Raw genomic sequence first — 18,772 nt, forward strand, 5'->3', positions numbered from 1 at the left:
GCCTCGGTCACCGTGGCCGTCAGGCCCGTGTCCGCCGCAGCCGTTTCCGTCACGGCCGCGCCGGCCACCGCCGTGCCGCTCACCGCGGTGGCGTTCACGGGCGACCCGTGAGATAGCCGCCCATCGTGCGGAAGTAGTCGGTCGCCGCGTGCTCCGCCCCGTCCTCGGTGCGGACCCGCTTGACGACCAGCCCGCGCAGCCGCCCGTTCCTCGCCTCGGTACCGGCGACGATGACGATCCCGTCGCCCTCGCGGATGAAGACACGGCCTGGGGTGCCGCCGTAACGGCCCTCCGAGACCGCGGACTCCACGATCCGGATCCGCTGCCCGCGGTGGTGGGTGAACGCGTTCGGGTACGGGTCGCACTGGGCCCGTACCAGCCGCTCGATGTCCTCGGCCGGCCAGGTCCAGTCGATCCGGCTGTCCTCCAGCGAGCGCTTGTGGAAGAAGCTGGCCCGGCTGCGGTCCTGCGGTATCCACCGGGCGCGGCCCGAGGCGATCAGGTCGAGCGACTCGTTCACGACCGGGCCGATCAGGTCGACCGTGCGGTGGAACAGGTCGGCGACGGTGTCGGCCGCTCCGACCGGTATCGCGCGCTGCAGGAGCACGTCACCGGCGTCGAGTTCGGCGTTCATCCGGTGGGCGGTGACACCGACCTCCCGCTCGCCGTTGATGAGCGCCCAGATCAGCGGGGAGAAGCCCGCGTAGGCCGGGAGCAGCGAGTCGTGGATGTTGAGCGTGCCGTGGGGCGGCAGGTCGAAGACCTCCGGGGGCAGCACGGTGCGCCAGTTGTTGGCGACGATCAGGTCCGGCTCCGCGTCCTTGAGCGCGGCCAGCAGCTCGGGGTCGTCGGGCCGGTTGCGCAGCAGTACCGGTACGCCGTGCTTCTCGGCCAGATCGGCCACCGAGTCGTCCCAGATCTTCTCGTACACGTGGTCGCTCTTGGGGTGGGTCACGGCCAGGACCACCTCGTGGTCGGAGTCCAACAGAGCCTGGAGGGTGCGATGCCCCCAGGTCTGGTAGCCGAACATGACGACCCGCATAGTCGATCCTCTCCTAGGACACACCATTGCAAGGTAAGGCTAACCTTATTTAACATCAGTGGCGCCTAGGGGAAGGAAAAGTTGCGGTGAACGCACTGCACGACGAACCGGACGCCGTCCTTGACGTGCTCGGTATAGGGTTTGGGCCGTCAAATCTCGCACTGGCCATTGCGGTTGAGGAACACAACGCCCAAGCCGCTCCGGAGAACCGGATCCGCGCGGGATTCCTGGAGCGTCAGCCTTCGTTCGGCTGGCACCGGGGCATGCTCATCGAAGACGCCACGATGCAGGTGTCCTTTCTCAAGGACCTGGTCACCATGCGCAACCCGACCAGCGACTTCAGCTTCCTGTGTTTCCTGCGGGAGCGGGGCAGGATGGTGGATTTCCTCAACGCCAAGACGCTGTTCCCCCTGCGGATCGAGTTCCACGAGTACTTCGAGTGGGCGGCCTCACGGGTGGCGCACCTCGTCGACTACTCGGACGAGGTCGTCTCCGTGGACCCGGTGACCGGCCCCGACGGGGAGGTCCGCTGGCTGGACGTCGTCAGCCGCGTACCCGGCGAACCGGGCAGGACCGTCACCCGGCGGGCCCGGAACATCTCGGTGGCCGTCGGCCTGGAGCCGCATCTGCCCCCGGAGACGGCCCTGTCGGACCGCATCTGGCACAACAGCGAACTCGTGCCGCGTGTACGGGAGCTGAACGCCTCCGGTGACGGCGACGCGGTGGGCCGCGTCCTGGTGCTCGGCGCGGGCCAGAGCGGCGCCGAGGCACTCGACTACCTGCACCGGTCCTTCCCCGGGGCGGAGATCTGCGCGATCTTCGCCAAGTACGGGTACACGCCCGCCGACGACAGCCCGTTCGCCAACCGGATCTTCGACCCGGAGGCCGTGGACGTCTACTTCCGGTCCACGCCGGAGGTGAAACAGTCCCTGGTCGACTACCACCGCAGCACCAACTACTCGGTGGTCGACATGGACCTCATCGAGTCGCTGTACGCGACGATGTACCGCGAGAAGGTCCAGGGCCGTGAGCGGCTGCAACTGCGCAACGTGTCCCGCATCCGGGACGTCCGCAGCTTCGACGACCACCTGGAGGTCACCGTCGAGTATCTCCCCACCGGGAAACGGGAGGTGATCTCCGCGGACCTGCTGGTCCACGCGACGGGCTACCGCCCCAGAGACCTCGACACCCTGCTGGGCAGAACCGCGAAGCTCTGCCTGCGGGACGACAAGGACGCCGTACGCGTCGGCCGCGACCACCGTGTCGAGCTGACCCCCGACGTCACGGCGGGCATCTATCTGCAGGGCGCGACCGAGCACACGCACGGCCTCACCTCGACCCTGCTGTCCACCACGGCGGTCCGGTCCGGCGAGATCCTGGAGTCCCTGATCGCCCACCGCGCAGGCGACTTGGCGGGGTCGGCGGTCCCGGCGGCCTGAGCGGCCCGTCCGGCGCGGGTGTGACACCGGACCCACACCCACACCCGCGCCGGGCTCCCGCACCCGTGCCCGCCCTGGGCAATGCCATGGTCAGCAACTTAGAGTAGCCTCACCTAAGTTTTCTTCGTCCGATCCCGGAGGGGTTGCGGGTGAGTCCTACATATCCGTCAGGACGTGACGTCCTGCGGGAGTCGGTCAGGGAGCAACGCCGGGACGTCGGCCTCGGCGCGCTGCTCGCCTCCGGACACCAGGTCGGTGAAGCCCTGGTTCCGGTACTGATCGGCGTGGTGATCGACCGGGCCGTCACCGGCTCCGACACCGGCGCCCTCCTCCTGTGGCTGGGCGTCCTCGCCGTCGTCTATGTCGGGCTGGCCCTGTCCTTCCGCTTCGGCGCCTGGTCCGGCGACCGGTCCGCGGTCCGGGCCGAGCACTCCCTGCGCATCTCCCTCGTACGACGCGTACTGCACCCGGGCGGTGGCGCCGAGGACGGCCGGCTGCCCGGCGCGCTCGCCAACATCGCCACCGAGGACGCCAAACGGGTCGGCGGCGTCAACACGGCCGTCATGTACGGGATCGCGTCCCTGGCCGGCATCCTCACCTGTGCCTTCGTCCTGCTGCGTACGTCGGTCCTGCTCGGCCTGGTCGTCCTGCTCGGCACACCTGTGCTGCTCTGGCTCGGGCATCTGCTGAGCAAGCCCCTGGAGACGCGCAGCGAGGCCGAGCAGGAGCGCGCGGCACACGCCTCCGCCGTCGCCGCCGACCTGGTGGCGGGCCTCAGGATCCTCAAGGGCATCGGCGGCGAGTCCGCAGCCATCGACCGCTACCGCACCACGAGCCGCGACTCCCTGGCGGCCACGCTGAAGGCGGCCCGCGCACAGGCCTTCCAGAGCGGCATGGTGCTCTCCCTGACCGGCTGCCTGATCGCCCTCGTCGCGCTGGTCGGCGGACGGCTGGCAGCCGAAGGCACCATCAGCCTCGGCCAGTTGGTATCGGCGGTCGGGCTCGCGCTCTTCCTCGTCGGCCCCCTCGAAGTACTCGCCTGGGTCAACGCCGAACTCGCCCAGGGCCGCGCCTCGGCCGGCCGGGTCGGCGAGGTCCTGGCCACCCCGCACGGCGTCACCGCCGGTGACCTGAGCCTGCCTTCGGAGGTGCGCGGCGCACTGCGGCTGGCCGGCGTCAGCCACGGCGGACTGCGGGACGTGGACCTGGACATCGCGCCCGGCGAACTGCTCGGCGTCGTCGCCACCGACCCCGCCCACGCCACCGACCTGCTGCGCTGCCTGGCCCGGCGCGCGGACCCCGACTCGGGCACGGTGGAACTGGACGGCGTGTCCCTGCGGGACCTGGATCCGGCCGAGATGCGTACGGCCCTGCTGGTGGCCGAGCACGACGCGGACCTCTTCGAAGGCACCGTCCGTGACAACGTGACGGCCTCCGCACCCGCGTCCGGCGATCCCGAACCGGCCATGACGGCGGCCGGGGTCGCCCAGGTCGCGCAGACCCTGCCCGACGGCGAGGACACCGCGGTCAGTGAACGGGGCCGCTCGCTCTCCGGCGGACAGCGCCAACGGGTCGCGCTGGCCCGCGCCTTGGCCGCCGACCGTGCCGTCCTGGTGGTCCACGATCCGACCACGGCGGTCGACGCGGTGACGGAGGCGGGCATCGCGACCGGCCTGCGCGAGGTCCGCAAGGGCCGCACCACGGTCCTGGTGACCACCAGCCCCGCGCTCCTCGCCGTGACCGACCGGGTGGTCCTGCTCGACGGCGGCCGGGTCACCGACACGGCCCCGCACGCCGACCTGATAGCCCGTCATGAGACCTACCGAGCGGCGGTTCTGGCATGAGTGACACCGCCGCCGGCCTGAGCGGAACCGCCACCGTGGCACGCCAGTTGCTGCCCACGGCGACCCAGGCCCGTACCCGTGCCGCCGTCCGCGAACTCGTACGGCCGCACCGCCGACTGGCCCTCGGCGCGTTCGCCATGATGGTCGTGGCCACCGCCGTCGGCCTGCTGGTCCAGCCGCTGCTCGGCCGCATCGTGGACCTGGTCGCCGACCACCGGCCGCCCGGGAGCATCACCCTGCCGGTCGTCCTGCTGGTGCTGGTTGCCCTCGCCCAGGGGGGAACCACCGTGGTGGGCCTGGCACTTGTGTCGCGGCTCGGCGAGACCGTCCTCGCGCAGCTGCGCGAGCGGTTCGTCGAGAAGGCCCTGCGCCTGCCCCTGGAACAGGTGGAGAAGGCGGGAGCGGGCGACCTCACCGCACGGGTCACCCGGGACGTCTCGGTGGTGGGCGAGGCCGTGCGCTCGGCCCTGCCCGAACTGGCCCGCTCGCTGCTGGCCATCGTGCTGACCCTGGCCGCGATGGCCGCGCTGGACTGGCGGTTCTTCCTCGCGGCCCTCATCGCGGTGCCCGTCCAGGCCTCCACCGCCCGCTGGTACGTACGCAACGCCGTGCCGCTCTACGCGGAGCAGCGGATCGCCACCGGGTCCCAGCAGCAACAGCTGCTGGACACCATCGCGGGCGCACGTACCGTACGGGCGTTCCGTCTTGAGGAGGAGCACACCGCGCGGGTGACCCGGCGTTCGTCGGCAGCCGTCGAACTGACCCTGCGCGGCGTACGACTGGTGCTGAACTTCTACAACCGGCTGCACGTGGCGGAGTACGCCGGACTCGCGGCGGTCCTGGTCACCGGTTTCCTGCTGGTGCGCGGCGGATCCGTGTCCATCGGCACGGCCACGGCCGCCGCCCTCTACTTCCACAGTCTGTTCTCGCCGGTCAACCAGGCACTCGTCCTCCTCGACGACGCGCAGTCCGCGACCGCCGCACTCGCCCGCCTGGTCGGAGTCGCCGACCAGCCCTCCCCCGAACCGCAGCCGTCCGCGAACCACGAGCCGCGGGCCACGGACGCGCACGGCACGGTCACCGTGACGGGCATCGACCACGCGTACGAACCGGGCCGCCCCGTCCTGCACGGTGTGGACCTCACGCTCCGGGCGGGCGAGCGCGTGGCCCTGGTCGGCGTGAGCGGCGCCGGGAAGACCACCCTGGCCAAACTCATCGCGGGCGTACACCGTCCGACGTCCGGCTCGGTACGCGTGACGACCGACGACGGCGTGCCCCGCCAGGGCCTGCCCGTCGCGCTGGTCACCCAGGAGACGCACGTCTTCGCCGGGCCGCTCGCGGACGACCTGCGGCTCGCGCGGGCCAACGCCACCGACGACGAACTGCGTACGGCACTGGCCGCGGTGGACGCCCTCGACTGGGCCGGGGCGCTCCCCGACGGCCTGGACACGGTCGTCGGCGACGGCGGGCACCGCCTCACCTCCGCCCAGGTCCAGCAACTCGCCCTGGCGCGCCTGGTGCTGGCCGACCCCCCGGTGGCCGTACTGGACGAGGCCACCGCCGAGGCGGGCAGCACCGGCGCCCGGCTCCTGGAGCAGGCGGCCGACCGGGCGGTGGAGGGCCGCACGGCGCTGATCGTCGCGCACCGCCTCACGCAGGCCGCCACCGCGGACCGGATCGTCGTCATGGACGGCGGCCGGATCGTGGAGAACGGCACCCACGACGAGCTGTGCGCCGCGGCCGGCCCCTACGCCTCCCTGTGGGCGGCATGGTCCGGCACCCGCGCCACGGCCGACCGGACCCCCACGCACCACCCCAGCCCTCACAGCACCACCAGCCCTGACACCACCACCGTGAAGGACCACTGATGCCCGGCTCTTCCAGAGGCGCACGCCTTGTCGCGACGCTCGCCTCCGCACTCCTCCTGTTCAGCACCGCGGCGGCCTGCGGCTCCGACGACGACTCCGGCTCGGACGCGGCGGGCGCGGACAAGTCCGCGTCCGCGAACAGCGCCTTCCCGGTGATCCTGGCCCACAAATACGGCAGCACCACCGTCAAGTCCGAGCCGAAGCGGATCGTCACGGTCGGGCTGACCGACCAGGACGCCGTCCTCGCCCTCGGCAAGGTGCCCGTCGGCACCACCGAGTGGCTCGGCGGCTACAAGGGCGCCATCGGCCCCTGGGCCACCGACAAACTCGGCAGCGGCAAGACCCCGACCGTCCTCAAGGACACCGGCACGGGCCCGCAGACGGAGAAGATCGCCGAGCTGAACCCCGACCTGATCCTCGCGGTCTACGGCGGCCTCACGAAGGACCAGTACACGACCCTCTCGAAGTTCGCGCCGGTCGTGGCCCAGCCGAAGCAGTACAACGACTTCGGTGTGCCGTGGCAGCAGCAGACCGAGATCATCGGCAAGGCGCTCGGCCAGGAGTCCGCGGCGAAGGACCTCGTGAAGGGCGTCGAGGCCGACTTCGCGACCGCCGCCAAGGACAACCCCGAGTTCGCCGAGTCCACGGGCGTGATGGCGACCCCGTACGAGGGCATCTTCGTCTTCGGCAGCCAGGACTCGCGCTCGCGGGTGCTGACCGACCTCGGTTTCAAACTGCCGACCGACCTCGACAAGGTCATCGGTGACAAGTTCGGTGCCAACATCAGCAAGGAGCGCACCGACCTGCTGAACACCGACGCCGCCGTCTGGATCGTCGGGGACACGGCGAAGGACGGGGCCAAGCTCCACAAGAACGCGCTCTACGGCGACCTGGACGTCGTGAAGCAGGGCCGCGAGGTCTTCGTCGAGGAGACCAGCGACTACGGCAACTCCGTGTCCTTCGTGTCGGTGCTGAGCCTGCCCTACATGCTGGACCGCCTGGTGCCGCAGCTGGCTGCGGCCGTCGACGGCGACACCGCCACGAAGGTGACCGAACCGACCTCTTGAGAGTGATCTCGCGATTGCCGCGGGGCCCAGCGGACAGAAGGTCCGGGGCCACGGATCATCCGTGGCCCTGGACCACGCTGTGTCGGGCGACACGCTCGCGACACCAGAGGCTGAAAGTATGATCAACCAATGTCTGACATGACCGAAACCACGCCCGGCTGGCTGCCCCACGACGAGCTGGAGCAGGCACGCGCCCGTATGCCGATCCTGTACGTGGAGGCCGTGCCGGTACGCGTCGACGACAGCGGCGAAGTGACCAGCATCGGACTGCTGCTCCGCATGGGGTCGGGCGGAGCGGTCAGCCGCGCGCTCGTCTCCGGCCGGGTGCTGCACCACGAACGGGTCAGGGACGCCCTGCTGCGCCACCTGGAGAAGGACCTCGGCCCGGTCGCGCTGCCCCGCATCCCTGCCTCGCTGCAGCCCTTCACCGTCGCCGAGTACTTCCCGACGCTGGGGGACACGCCGTTCCACGACCCCCGCCAGCACGCGGTGTCGCTCGCCTACATCGTGCCGGTGACCGGCGACTGCCGTCCCCGTCAGGACGCGCTCGACCTGGTCTGGTTCAGCCCCCAGGAGGCCTCGTCCCCGATGGTCCTCAACGAGATGCCGGGCGGCCACGGCGCTCTGCTCAAGCAGGCCCTCGCACACATGGGCGCCCTGTCCTGAGGACGGCGCAGGAATCGCTGTTCGGCGGCCCGGCGTCCCCTCAGCCCGTGGGAGCGGACGTCGGCGTGGAAGCAGGCGTGGGTGTGGGCGCGGGAGCAGGCGTCGGTGTGGGCGCCGGAGCAGGCGTGGGCGTCGGCGTCGGCGGAGCGATCCCGAACCGCGCGGCGTTCTCCGTCAGCTCACGCCACACCTCGGGCGCCACGGGAATCCCCCGTACGACGCGCATCGGCGTCCCGGTTCCGGGCGGCCGACGGCAGCGCGAGTTCCCGCGGATGACCGGGCAGACCGCGGTCGAAGCGGGCGAACGCGCGTCTCGTACACGGATCGAGGCGCCGTGCGACGGCAGCCGACGGTACAGCCGGGCCGGAGAAACTCACTCCTTCTGGAACGCAAGGTAGAACGCAAGGTAGATCTGTCCGCCGGAGGGCACCCATCCGCGGGTCCACTCCTCGGGCCACGTCACCCGGACGTTCACCGGGGCGCGCCGGACGGTGGAACTCCTGTCGGCCGATGCCCGGACGGGCAAGGACTGAACCCAGCCGATCCGCTCCGGCCCGGGAGCCGCACCGCACCTATCCGGCGTGCAGTCGCTGGTACTCGCCCACCAGCCGGCTCAACTCCCGCACCATGAAGGCGTAGTAGGCGTGCATGTCCCGCAGCCGCGCCTGCTGTGCCTCCGGCATGTCCGCCCCCCGCTCCTGCACGATCCGCGCGAGTTCGAACAGCTGCTGGGTCTGGTCGAGTTGATGCTGCAGGCAGCCGCTCCACGCGTCGTCGCGCCATACGTAACCGGCCTGGCGCACGCCGGGTACCTTGACCCGTTCGACCGTGCCGTTCGTGATGAGCAGGCGGGTCATCTCCGACACCGAGCCCTTGCTGGCCCCCAGGGCCTCCTGCAGCTCGGACATCGTCATGGGGTCCGGGCTGAGCATCAGGACGCCCCCCAGCCGTCCGGCCATCGGCGGCCACCCCATCGCACACCCGATCCGCTGCCCGAAGTCCTCGACCAGCAGTTCATCCACCCCGGCCGAGCTCTCGCCCTCCGCGGCCGAACCCCCCGCGCGCATGGCTGAAACGTCGTCGGCGGCTGGCGACACCGATCCTCCCGTACGGAAAAAAATGAAAATTCATTCTTGACTGAACTTTCCTGATGGGTCAGATTACCAGCATCCACGCAGGAGTCACCGGCGCGAGACGCTCCCGTATCGGCGCGAGACGCTCCCGTATCAAGGAGTCCAGATGGCAGAACATGATCGCGATCTGATCGTCGTCGGCGCGGGTTCCGCCGGCGCGGTGCTCGCCGCCCGCGCCGCCGCCCGCGGCCGGCGGGTCCTCCTGCTGGAGGCGGGCCCCGACCACCGCTCGGCGCAGCTGCCGGAACCGTGGCGCTCGCCCAATCCCGTGGTGGCCCTGATGGACCCCGCGGCCTCGGAACATCTCGTGTGGACCGGCCTGAACTCCTCGCGCACCGAGAAGCAGCAGCAGGCCCCGTACTGGCGCGGCCGTGGGACGGGCGGCAGTTCGTCCGTGAACGGTCAGATCGCCATCCGGCCGCCGATGGAGGACTTCGAGGAGTGGGTCCGGCTCGGCTGTACCGGCTGGGCGCCCGAGGACGTGCTGCCGTACTTCTCGATGCTGGAGGACGACGAGGAGTTCGGGGACCGGCCCTACCACGGCCGCGGCGGACCGACCCCGATCCACAGGATGCCGAAGAGCGCCTGGGGAGGCGTCGACCGGGCTCTGGCCGACTCGGCCCTGACGGCGGGCCACGGCTGGGCGCCCGACGTCAACGCCCCCGGCGCCACCGGCGTCTCGCCCTATCCGATCAACTCCCGTGACGCCCGCCGCGTCACCGTCAACGACGGCTACCTCGAACCCGCACGCGAACTGCCCGGCCTCACCGTCCGCGGCGACGCACTCGTGGACTCCGTCGTGTTCGAGAACGACCGCGCGATCGGCGTCCGGGTGGTGATCGACGGGGCGATCGTCACGGAGTACGCGGACGAGGTGATCCTCAGCGCGGGAGTGATCCACTCCCCGGCGATCCTGCTGCGCTCGGGCATCGGCCCCGCCGCCCGGTTGCGGGAGCTGGGCATCGAGGTCCGGCAGGACCTGCCGGTCGGTCTCGGGATGCAGGACCACGCGATGACGGTGCTCTCCCTGCCGTTGCGGGCCGAGGCCGCCATCAAGTCGCCGCACGACCGGCACACCAACGTCTGCGTGCGCTGGTCCAGCGCCTCGGGTACGCACTCCGACGACCTCATGTTCGTCTCGCTCAACCAGAACGTGCTGGCCATGGCCACGGCGAACGCCGAGTCGCACTCCGGCGGTTTCGGCGTCTGGCTGAACCGCACCCACTCGCGCGGCGAACTGACCCTCGTCTCCACCGATCCTTCGGCGCACCCGTACGTCGCCCAGCGGATGCTCTCCGACGAGCGTGACCTCGCCCCGATGCGGGAGGGCGTGCGCGCCCTCGTCGAACTGAGCGGCCGTGCCGAGACGGCCGCCGTCCTCGGCGGTTCGGTCGAAGAGGCCAACCGTCCGCTGTTCGAGGCCCTCGCGAACGACGGCGACCTCGACGACCATCTCCTGTCCACCGTCATCGACGCCCAGCACGGCACGAGCACCTGCCGGATGGGGGCTCCCGGAGCCGCCGACACGGTCGTCGACCCGGCGTGCCGGGTGCAGGGTGTCCGGGGTCTGCGGGTCGTGGACGCCTCGATCTTCCCCGCCGTGCCGCGGGCCAACACCAATCTCGCCGCCATCATGACCGGCGAACTCATGGCCGCCCGGCTCGACGCCTGAACCGCGCCCCCACCGAGACATCTCGACTCACCCCGTACCGAAGAAAGACGGCCACCATCATGGAAACCCTCCAGAACTACATCGGCGGCCGGTGGGAAGAGCCGGCCGGCGAGGACGTCGTCGCCGTGGTCAACCCCGCCACCGAGGAGACGTTCGCACGGTTCCGCGCGGGCAGCGCCGAGGACGTCGACCGCGCCGTGGCCGGGGCGCTCGCGGCGCAGCCCGGCTGGGCCGCGTTCACCGTGGCCCGGCGCGTGGAACTGATCCACGCCTGGGCCGACACGATCGCCGCGCACGCCGCGGAACTGGCCGAACTGGAATGCCGGGAGATGGGCAAGCCGGTCGGCATCGGGCAGTCCTTCATAGCCGGGGCGGTGGCGGGTCTGAAGGCCGCCGCGGACCAGGCGCTCACCTACCCGTTCACCGAAACGGTGACCGGTACGGGTCCGGGCCCGGATGCAGGGCCTGGTCCGGATGCGGGTACGGATGCGGATGCGGATGCAGGTACGGGTGCGGGTGCGGCAGGCGGGCGGACCGACATCGTCCGCCACCCGCTCGGCGTCACCGCCGTGATCACGCCGTGGAACTTCCCCGTCGTCATGGTCCTCGGCGCACTCGGCCCGCTGCTCGCCGCCGGGAACACCGTCGTGGTCAAGCCCTCCGAACGCTCCCCGGTCTCCACGGTCCGGCTGTTCGAGCTGGCCGCCACCACCGGGCTGCCCCCGGGCGTACTGAACCTGGTCCTCGGCGACGCCCGCACCGGCGCGGCGCTGACGGAACACGAAGACGTACGGCTCGTCCACTTCACCGGTTCGGTCGGGGCGGGCCGCGCCGTGGGAACGGCGACCGGACGGCGCCTGAGCCGCAGTGTGCTCGAACTCGGCGGCAAGGACCCCGTCGTGATCGACGCCGGAGTCGATCCGGTGGCCACCGCGCAGGCCGTCGCGTTCGGCGCGTTCATCAACACCGGCCAGATCTGCACCTCCATGGAACGGATCTACGTCCATGAGCGGATCGCCGACGAGTTCGTCGAGGCGCTCGTCGCCGCCGCGGGGACCTTCGCCGTCGGCGACGGCCTCGACCCCGCCACGATGCTCGGCCCGCTGGTGGACGAACGGCAGCGCGACACCGTACGGCTCCACGTCGAGGACGCCGTCCACAAGGGCGCCACCGTCCGCGCGGGCGGAGCCGTGCCGGAAGGCACCGGCTACTTCTACCCGGCGACCGTGCTCACCGGGGTCGACGACACCATGCTCGTGATGACCGAGGAGACGTTCGGCCCGGTCGCGCCCGTCACCGTCGTGCCGAGCTTCGAGGAGGGCCTGGCCCGCGCCGCCGCCTCCCGCTACGGCCTCGCCGCCACCGTCTACACCGACGACCCCGGCCACATCGCGGCGGCCTCGCACCTGCCCGTGGGGGTGGTCTGGATCAACCAGTGGCAGGGCGGCGGCCCCGAGCGGCTGTACGAGCCCGCCCGCGACAGCGGTATGGGAGCCACCGGGGCCCGTGCCGCCTACGACGCGGCGACCCGGCCCGCCGCCGTACACATCGCCGCCACCGCTCCGGCGGCCGGCCGGTGACCACCGCCAAGGAGGCCGCGGCACGGCACGTCCGTGCCGCGGCGGACGACCTGATTGCCCTCTCCCACCGGATCCACGCCCATCCCGAGCTGGCCTTCGAGGAGTACCTCGCCAGCCGCTGGGTCGCCGACGCCCTCGGCGACGCGGGGTTCGAGGTCGAGCACGGCTACTGCGGGCTGCCGACCGCCGTGCAGGCGACGGTCGGCAGCGGGCCGACGCACATCGCGATCTGCGCGGAGTACGACGCGCTGCCCGACATCGGACACGCCTGCGGCCACAACGTCATCGCCGCCGCGGCCGTCGGCGCAGGCATCGCACTCGCCCCCTTGGCGGACGAACTCGGCCTGACCGTACGGGTTCTCGGCACCCCCGCCGAGGAAGGCGGCGGCGGCAAGGTGCTGATGCTGGAACAGGGCGCCTTCGACGGCGTGCACGCGGCCATGATGGTCCATCCGGCGGCGGTCGAGATGGCGGCGATGCCCGGCCTGGCCGTCACCCAGTTCGACGTGGCCTACGAAGGCAAGGCGGCCCACGCCGGCGCCTACCCCGAGCGGGGCGTCAACGCGGCGGACGCCATGACCGTCGCCCAGGTGGCCGTCGGGCTGCTGCGCCAGCACACCGGCGCCTCCGACCGCGTCCACGGCATCGTCACCCACGCCGGCTCCGCCGCCAACATCGTCCCCGACGCCAGCCGGGGCCGCTGGATCGTACGCAGCGACGACCTGGACGCGCTGCGGCCGTTGTCCGAGCGGGTGCGCCGCTGCTTCGAGGCGGGCGCGCTGGCCACCGGCTGCGAGCTGTCCACCACTCCGGTCGGCCCCGACTACGCCGATCTGCGACCGGACCGGGACCTGCTGGACCTGTGGGTCGCCAACGCGACGGCACTCGGCCGCCGCTTCCCCGAACTGCCGGCCGGCGTCACGGGCGCCGCCACCGACATGGGGAACGTCTCCCACGTCGTACCCACCATCCACCCCATGCTCGGCCTCGACTGCGCGCCCGCGGTCAACCACCAGCCGGAGTTCACCGCCGCATCCCGCACCCAGACGGCGGACCGCGCCGCACTCGACGGAGCAACAGGCATGGCCTGGACAGCCATCGACGTGGCACGCGCGGTGCTGCGGCCCCGGTAACCCCAGTAGCCCCGCCGAGGGCCGAACGCGCGTCTCCGCGCATGCTGTTCAGGTGCGCGATCGCCCTGTGGTCCCCAACTGGCCCCCACAGCAATTGCGCCGTGCTGGCGGATCCGCCCGGACAGATTCCCCCTTGATTCGCCGAAAAGATTATGGCGTGGCCCTTCTCCGGCGGTTTCCGTCGCGCGCACAATAATCCGCATCTATTCATGTAGATGCAACGAGCAACTGCAGCAGCGGGCTTCAGTCGTAGTTCTCCGCGCGAGTTCGGGGGTATCAGTCTCCTATTGATTGCGCGCGACATGACCGCGCACCATCATGAAGAATCCGGTTGTCCTGCCGACAGGACACCATGGCGACGCCATCGGCTATTCGCCGGATCACGTCATGAAAGGTGGGTGCTGTATGTTCGTCCCCAGTCATTACCGGGAACCACATGTTTCATGGATGGTCGACTTGATGCGTGAGAATCCGCTGGCGCTGATGGCCAGTAACGGAAATCCCGCTGACGGACCCTACGCCACCCACCTTCCCGTCATCATCGACCCCGAATGGGACGACTCGCCGGCTCCGGACCTGGCCGGCCTGCCACTGCTGGGCCACATGAACCGAGCCAATCCGCATTGGGCGGCACTGGAGACCGGCTCGGTGAACCTCTTCACATTCGCCGGTCCGCACGCTTATGTCTCGCCCACTGTCTACGACATCGCACCGGCCGCCCCCACCTGGAACTTCACCTCCGTGCACGTGCATGGAGTGGTGGAGAAATTCGAGACGATCGACGAGACGCTCGGCGTCGTGCAGGCGACGGTGCAGGCCTTCGAGAAGGCGTTCGGTGACAACTGGGACATGACCGAATCCCTCACCTATTTTCGCAAGATCGTGCCCGCGGTGGGCGCCTTCCGCATCAGGGTGACCAAGGCGGAGGGCATGTTCAAACTCAGCCAGGAACAACGCCCCGAGATCCGTGAGCGGGTGGAGCAGTCGTTCGCCGGACGCGGTTGCACCCGGCACGCCCGGACGGCCGACCTCATGGGCCGCCTGCCGTAACGCCGTCTCGCGTGAGACGGGGTCCGCACCCCGTCGTACCGGGTGTGCGGACCCCGCGAATTCTCCCGCGCCCTGCCTCCCTCGGTCTTCCCTGCCTTCCCTGCCCTTCTCGGCCGTCCCTGGCTTTCCGTCCGATCGGTCAGAAGATCAGGCGAGCGGCACTTGCGGATCCGCTTCCTTTTCCTTCAGCACCTGCTCGGCGGCGGCATCGAGGGTGGCGGTCACCCACTCCCCCAACTCGGTTCCGGCGAGCGCCGCCGCCTTGTGCCACCACTGGAGCCGGTGGTCGGGCAGGGCGAGCCGGTGCGTGGTTGCGACAGCGTTCGTCTGCTGCGCGGCGCCCTCGCGTTCGGCCCGGATCGCGTTGCGCAGTTGCTTGGTGTTCCACTTCGTCCGCTCCGCGCGATCGAGCCAGGTCTCCTGGTCGTCGACGGGCAGCGACGCCAGCTCGGCGTGGTGCTGGAAGCTGAGAGCGGGCCGGCGCCGGTGCAGTTCGAACCGCCGGGCGACCCAGGCGTAGTTGCGCAGTGTCTGATACTGCAGCCCGGCCGCGCGGATGCCGCGCTCGTAGCGGTCGGCGTACTGGTCCTTGCCGAAGATGAGCCAGTCCCCGAGCCACCAGGACGACGAGTTGACCAACCCGGACAGCTGACGGCCGGCGCGTTCCCACTCCTCGAAGGTGAGGCCCGTGGGTATGTGCAGCCCCACATTCGTGGTGAGCACCTGCTCACGCCGTAATGCCGGACCTCCGCCTCTACGCTGCCTCGGAATCTCCTCTGCGGTCTTGCCGAATGTGTGTGGTGTGGATTCCCTGCACTTCTCGACCTGCTTCGCCATCACGCCTCCGTGTCAACGCGCGGAAAATGCTGATGGGTTCGCGGTGGTTCCCCTTCAAACACTGAGACCGTTCACCCCCGTTGCAGCACCTACATGCCATGCATGGTGACCACCGCTCGAAACACGGGCGACCTGAATGAACCAGTCATTGCACGGTTCCCCGTTGCGGCCGAGACAGCCCACCGTTGCACCCCGAGTAGACCCCGACATCAATACGAGTTCAAGAATCTTGGCGCCATCGGGCACTACTTTGCAGAGTTCTCACGTCCCTTTGGTCCAGTGGTCTAGCCCGCAGTTGGCGTGAACCGAGCAGGTGTGCGAGGCGCCCGGTGGCCCGTTCCGCCACCGCCTCCCGACACGGAGGCCCTCTAATCACCTGCATCGACGCTCCCGGACCACGCTTCCCCAGCGACCGGATACTCCGTATCCCTGCAGCTCAGGACGGGTTGGAGGGCCAGTCCCCCGACAGCCGCCAACGGGGTGTGCGGGGACGCTCACGCTCTTCACGACATATGCCATATTCAACCGCGCTCCCGCCACCACACCCTCAACAACGCGTGCCACGCAAGGCGCCAGAACAAGCCATGCGCCGGACAGTGGCGCCACCTTGGTGCGCCACCTACACTCTCCCTCCACAACGCTCAGTAGTCACGGGGGAGTTATTGCGCCATGGATGTGGCCCCATCGGAAGCCTGGTCAACCTCACGGAATATGACGTACGGCGGCAATTCGGGCTCAACTCTGGATCGTTTCAGCGGAACAATATTCAAGAGCTTGCGTCGGATCGACCAACGCAAGATGGCGCACGCCTATCTGGAAGGGCTGCTCGTCACGTCGGGTAAGAAGTCGCTGCGCCGACTGGCCACCGCAATCTCACCGGACCCGTCCGCGGTGCAGTCACTGCGGCAGTTCGTCAGCCTCAGCCCCTGGAACTTCGACGAGGTCATGGAAGAACTCACCCGCTGGGTGGCCTGCCACGATCCCGAACCGATCTGGCCCATAGGCCGGGCCGTCATGCCCAAACGGGGTGACAGATCGGTGGGCGTCCACCGCTATTTCGACCCGTCCTCGGGCCGTACGCTCAACTGCCAGCTGGGACTGGGCTCTTTCCTCCGCGTCGGCACCACCCAGGTGCCCGTCGACTGGTGCCTGCACCTGCCCATGAGTTGGACACAGGACTCCGGACGACGCAGGGACGCCCGCATACCCGACGCCGAGCGGTACCGGCCCATGTGGAGGCACACCCTGCGACTCGTGGACCGGCTGTCGGCCCGCACGGGATCCACATCCTCCGTGACCCTCGTCGACATGAGCGACGAACCCGACGTGGAACACCTGCTGTCCGGACTCGCCAAGCGTCGCCGCGACTTCGTCGTCGCGGTGGCACCGCACCTGCCGGTGCAGCCGGCCGGCGAAACCGCCGGAGGACCGGTGACGGCGAGGGCTCTGGCCTTCGCGCAGACCCCGGAAACCGCGGTCGTCCCCCTGGACAGCGGACGGCAGCGCGTCGCACACCTCCAGACCACGCTCGTCCACCTGCCCCGCAATTCCCAGGGGCGCTCCCCCGGCCCTCCGTACCGGCTCTTCACCGAAGGAGGACCGGCCCACGCATCGGGACGGCTGTGGCTGACCAGCCTCACCCACCACACCCTCTCGGAGGTCTGCCGGGTCGCCGCGCTGCACGCCGGGACGACCGACGTGATCGCGTCGCTGGAACGGGACTTCGGCCTGCTGGACTTCGAGGGGCGCTCCTTCCCCGGGTGGTACCACCACACAGCTCTCGTGTCCGCCGCGTACACCTATCAGCGTCTGCATGGGCGCGCCGTCGAGCCGTCTCGCGAGATGGCGGAGAGAGTGCTCTGAGGGGCACGGCGCCGTCCACGGCCGCCCACGGCCCTCGGACGGAAGTGGCCGTCAGGATGACGATAGAACGATGCCACCATATGGCGCCATGAAGATGCGCCAGTACGCGCCATGTTGGCGCATGCTGGCGCCTCATTGATGGGCCGGACATCGCGTGCTCTTCCTGTGACACCCGTGACCTGCGGGTATCACTGCCAGAACAGGCATCCCCGGCAACCTCACGGCCCCCTTTGACCGGAAGACGACACCGTGCGGCTGCCGGGGGATGTCCGGCGGATTCGTACGCATCGAGCGGACTGCCCGTCCTGGCCCCTTTGCCCAGGCGGCGAGTGCCGTTCAAACCTCTTCGGCGCGCCCCGACACCGCCTTGACCGATTCCGCGCGCCGTCGACACGACACCCCCGTGTCCTCCGTGCTTGACATGACGTTATGGCGCTAACGTGACGCCATGCCATCAGTAGAGAGTCGCGCCGCGCACGCTCAGGCGCCCGTGCCCGGCTCCCGGTCGGCCCCGCGGGAACCCGCGCAGAGGGCACTGACGGTGAGAGCACACCGGGATGCGCCGGGTCCTCCGGCGCATCCCGCTCACGCTCCGGCATGTCGCACCCCCGGACCCGTGGGCCATTGCCGTGACCAAGCGTCAATCCGCGCCGTCCGGGCTGCCCTCTTCACCGGATCGGCGGCCACAGACATTCCGAAGGCGGCTCGCCATTCCGACGTTCGACACACCAGCACCTGTCCGCGTGGTGCTCAGCCTGACGCTCGGCCAGGTCCACATAGCCGCGAGTGACCGCACCGACACCACGGTGAGGGTGTATCCGCGCGACAGCGGCGACCAGGACGACGTGCAGGCGGCCGAGGAGCTGTACGTGGAATACGCGGACGGTCGGCTGCTCGTGGAGGTCCCCGAACCCGGCCGAACCGGAGGCGCTGTCACCGTGGTGATGGCCGTGCCGACGGGATCGAGCCTGCACGGCCGCGGCATGGCGGCGGACTTCCTGGCCGTGGGAGAACTCGGCAACTGCCGGCTCAGCACAGGAATGGGCCGCATCGGGCTCGACCGCACCGGTGGTCTGCACCTCACCTCCTCCCTCGGAGACATCACGGTCGACTGCGCGGCCGGCAGCGTCAAGGCCACGGCCGCCGGGGGTGACGTCCACATGCGGCAGGTCGAAGGCAGCGCCACGATCAGGACAATGGGTGACGGCGCCGCCAGGGTGGGGACGGTGTGCGGTGTCGCCCGCATGCGCACCGAGAAGGGGGAGATCCGGATCAGCCGGGCTCACACCGACGTGGAGGCCCGCACGTTGCAGGGCGGTATCGACATCGGGGAGGTGATCTGCGGATCCGTCGTGGCCGTCACCTCGTTCGGCAACATCCGCATCGGTGTGGCCGAGACGAGCGAGGCCCTCCTCTCCCTCGACTCCGCCGCGGGCACCGCCTACACCTCTCTGCTGCTCCTGGCGGGGGCACAACAGGCCGACGACATCGTCCATGTCCGTGCGCGGGCAATGATCGGCGACATCGTGGTGGAACGTTCCCGCTTGGAATGACCCCGAGCGCGGACCGCTCCGGGCT

General features: G+C 70.1%; 15 protein-coding genes. 12 read left to right on the forward strand and 3 right to left on the reverse strand.

Annotated elements, in window-relative coordinates; genetic code table 11:
* Positions 1–94: 94 nt before the first annotated feature.
* Positions 95–1,042, reverse strand: a complete 948-nt coding sequence (locus ACZ60E_RS05710; protein WP_384804061.1) for a methionyl-tRNA formyltransferase — start codon at positions 1,040–1,042, stop codon at positions 95–97.
* Between the two features lie 86 nt (positions 1,043–1,128).
* Between ACZ60E_RS05710 and ACZ60E_RS05715 the strand changes: the two genes are divergently transcribed.
* From ACZ60E_RS05715 to ACZ60E_RS05740, 6 genes are all read left to right on the forward strand, one after another.
* Positions 1,129–2,481, forward strand: coding sequence for a lysine N(6)-hydroxylase/L-ornithine N(5)-oxygenase family protein (locus tag ACZ60E_RS05715; protein WP_469438524.1), 1,353 nt, complete (start codon positions 1,129–1,131; stop codon positions 2,479–2,481).
* 149 nt (positions 2,482–2,630) lie between these two features.
* Positions 2,631–4,325, forward strand: a complete 1,695-nt coding sequence (locus ACZ60E_RS05720) for an ABC transporter ATP-binding protein (protein ID WP_469438526.1) — start codon at positions 2,631–2,633, stop codon at positions 4,323–4,325.
* Positions 4,322–6,193, forward strand: coding sequence for an ABC transporter ATP-binding protein (locus ACZ60E_RS05725; protein ID WP_469438530.1), 1,872 nt, complete (start codon positions 4,322–4,324; stop codon positions 6,191–6,193). Before ACZ60E_RS05720 ends, ACZ60E_RS05725 begins: the two co-directional genes overlap by 4 nt.
* Positions 6,193–7,260 carry an iron-siderophore ABC transporter substrate-binding protein gene (locus ACZ60E_RS05730; RefSeq protein WP_469438532.1) on the forward strand — a complete coding sequence of 356 codons (1,068 nt, stop codon included), beginning with the start codon at positions 6,193–6,195 and terminating at the stop codon, positions 7,258–7,260. The genes ACZ60E_RS05725 and ACZ60E_RS05730 overlap by 1 nt, the downstream gene beginning before the upstream one ends.
* A gap of 138 nt (positions 7,261–7,398) precedes the next feature.
* Entirely contained in the window at positions 7,399–7,926 is a 528-nt protein-coding gene (locus tag ACZ60E_RS05735; protein ID WP_107020103.1) for an NUDIX hydrolase family protein, read from the forward strand.
* A gap of 47 nt (positions 7,927–7,973) precedes the next feature.
* The gene (locus ACZ60E_RS05740; protein WP_469438534.1) at positions 7,974–8,324 is read left to right on the forward strand and encodes a hypothetical protein; all 351 of its coding nucleotides are present in this window, start codon (positions 7,974–7,976) and stop codon (positions 8,322–8,324) included.
* Positions 8,325–8,498: 174 nt separating this feature from the next.
* Here ACZ60E_RS05740 and ACZ60E_RS05745 read toward each other — a convergent pair whose 3' ends face one another.
* Entirely contained in the window at positions 8,499–8,993 is a 495-nt protein-coding gene (locus tag ACZ60E_RS05745; protein ID WP_469438536.1) for a GbsR/MarR family transcriptional regulator, read from the reverse strand.
* A gap of 172 nt (positions 8,994–9,165) precedes the next feature.
* Here ACZ60E_RS05745 and ACZ60E_RS05750 point away from each other — a divergent pair, with 172 nt between their 5' ends.
* From ACZ60E_RS05750 to ACZ60E_RS05765, 4 genes are all read left to right on the forward strand, one after another.
* A complete protein-coding gene (locus ACZ60E_RS05750) occupies positions 9,166–10,731 on the forward strand; it encodes a GMC family oxidoreductase (protein ID WP_469438537.1) in 1,566 nt (521 codons plus the stop codon).
* 59 nt (positions 10,732–10,790) lie between these two features.
* Positions 10,791–12,311: an aldehyde dehydrogenase family protein gene (locus tag ACZ60E_RS05755; RefSeq protein WP_469438539.1), complete on the forward strand. Its 1,521-nt coding sequence runs from the start codon at positions 10,791–10,793 to the stop codon at positions 12,309–12,311.
* Positions 12,308–13,444, forward strand: a complete 1,137-nt coding sequence (locus ACZ60E_RS05760) for a M20 family metallopeptidase (RefSeq protein ID WP_469438541.1) — start codon at positions 12,308–12,310, stop codon at positions 13,442–13,444. Before ACZ60E_RS05755 ends, ACZ60E_RS05760 begins: the two co-directional genes overlap by 4 nt.
* Positions 13,445–13,849: 405 nt before the next feature.
* Positions 13,850–14,494 (forward strand): FMN-binding negative transcriptional regulator, encoded by a 645-nt coding sequence (locus ACZ60E_RS05765; RefSeq protein WP_469438990.1) that lies wholly within the window; start codon positions 13,850–13,852, stop codon positions 14,492–14,494.
* Between the two features lie 147 nt (positions 14,495–14,641).
* Here the strand turns inward: ACZ60E_RS05765 and ACZ60E_RS05770 are convergent, their stop codons facing one another.
* Entirely contained in the window at positions 14,642–15,217 is a 576-nt protein-coding gene (locus ACZ60E_RS05770; RefSeq protein WP_267030168.1) for an LmbU family transcriptional regulator, read from the reverse strand.
* Positions 15,218–16,000: 783 nt separating this feature from the next.
* Here ACZ60E_RS05770 and ACZ60E_RS05775 point away from each other — a divergent pair.
* The gene (locus tag ACZ60E_RS05775) at positions 16,001–17,194 is read left to right on the forward strand and encodes an IS701 family transposase (RefSeq protein ID WP_469438543.1); all 1,194 of its coding nucleotides are present in this window, start codon (positions 16,001–16,003) and stop codon (positions 17,192–17,194) included.
* Positions 17,195–17,937: 743 nt separating this feature from the next.
* Complete coding sequence (locus ACZ60E_RS05780) at positions 17,938–18,747, forward strand: DUF4097 family beta strand repeat-containing protein (protein WP_469438546.1); 810 nt, start codon at positions 17,938–17,940, stop codon at positions 18,745–18,747.
* Positions 18,748–18,772 lie beyond the last annotated feature (25 nt).

The sequence above is a fragment of the Streptomyces sp. NPDC102514 genome (assembly GCF_055584525.1).

Coding starts and splice junctions, on each gene's coding strand:
- ACZ60E_RS05725 (WP_469438530.1), top strand. CDS start 4,322: ATGAGTGACACCGCCGCCGGCCTGAGCGGAACCGCCACCGTGGCACGC.
- ACZ60E_RS05775 (WP_469438543.1), top strand. CDS start 16,001: ATGGATGTGGCCCCATCGGAAGCCTGGTCAACCTCACGGAATATGACG.
- ACZ60E_RS05745 (WP_469438536.1), bottom strand. CDS start 8,993: ATGCGCGCGGGGGGTTCGGCCGCGGAGGGCGAGAGCTCGGCCGGGGTG.
- ACZ60E_RS05765 (WP_469438990.1), top strand. CDS start 13,850: ATGTTCGTCCCCAGTCATTACCGGGAACCACATGTTTCATGGATGGTC.
- ACZ60E_RS05755 (WP_469438539.1), top strand. CDS start 10,791: ATGGAAACCCTCCAGAACTACATCGGCGGCCGGTGGGAAGAGCCGGCC.
- ACZ60E_RS05735 (WP_107020103.1), top strand. CDS start 7,399: ATGACCGAAACCACGCCCGGCTGGCTGCCCCACGACGAGCTGGAGCAG.
- ACZ60E_RS05750 (WP_469438537.1), top strand. CDS start 9,166: ATGGCAGAACATGATCGCGATCTGATCGTCGTCGGCGCGGGTTCCGCC.
- ACZ60E_RS05710 (WP_384804061.1), bottom strand. CDS start 1,042: ATGCGGGTCGTCATGTTCGGCTACCAGACCTGGGGGCATCGCACCCTC.
- ACZ60E_RS05730 (WP_469438532.1), top strand. CDS start 6,193: ATGCCCGGCTCTTCCAGAGGCGCACGCCTTGTCGCGACGCTCGCCTCC.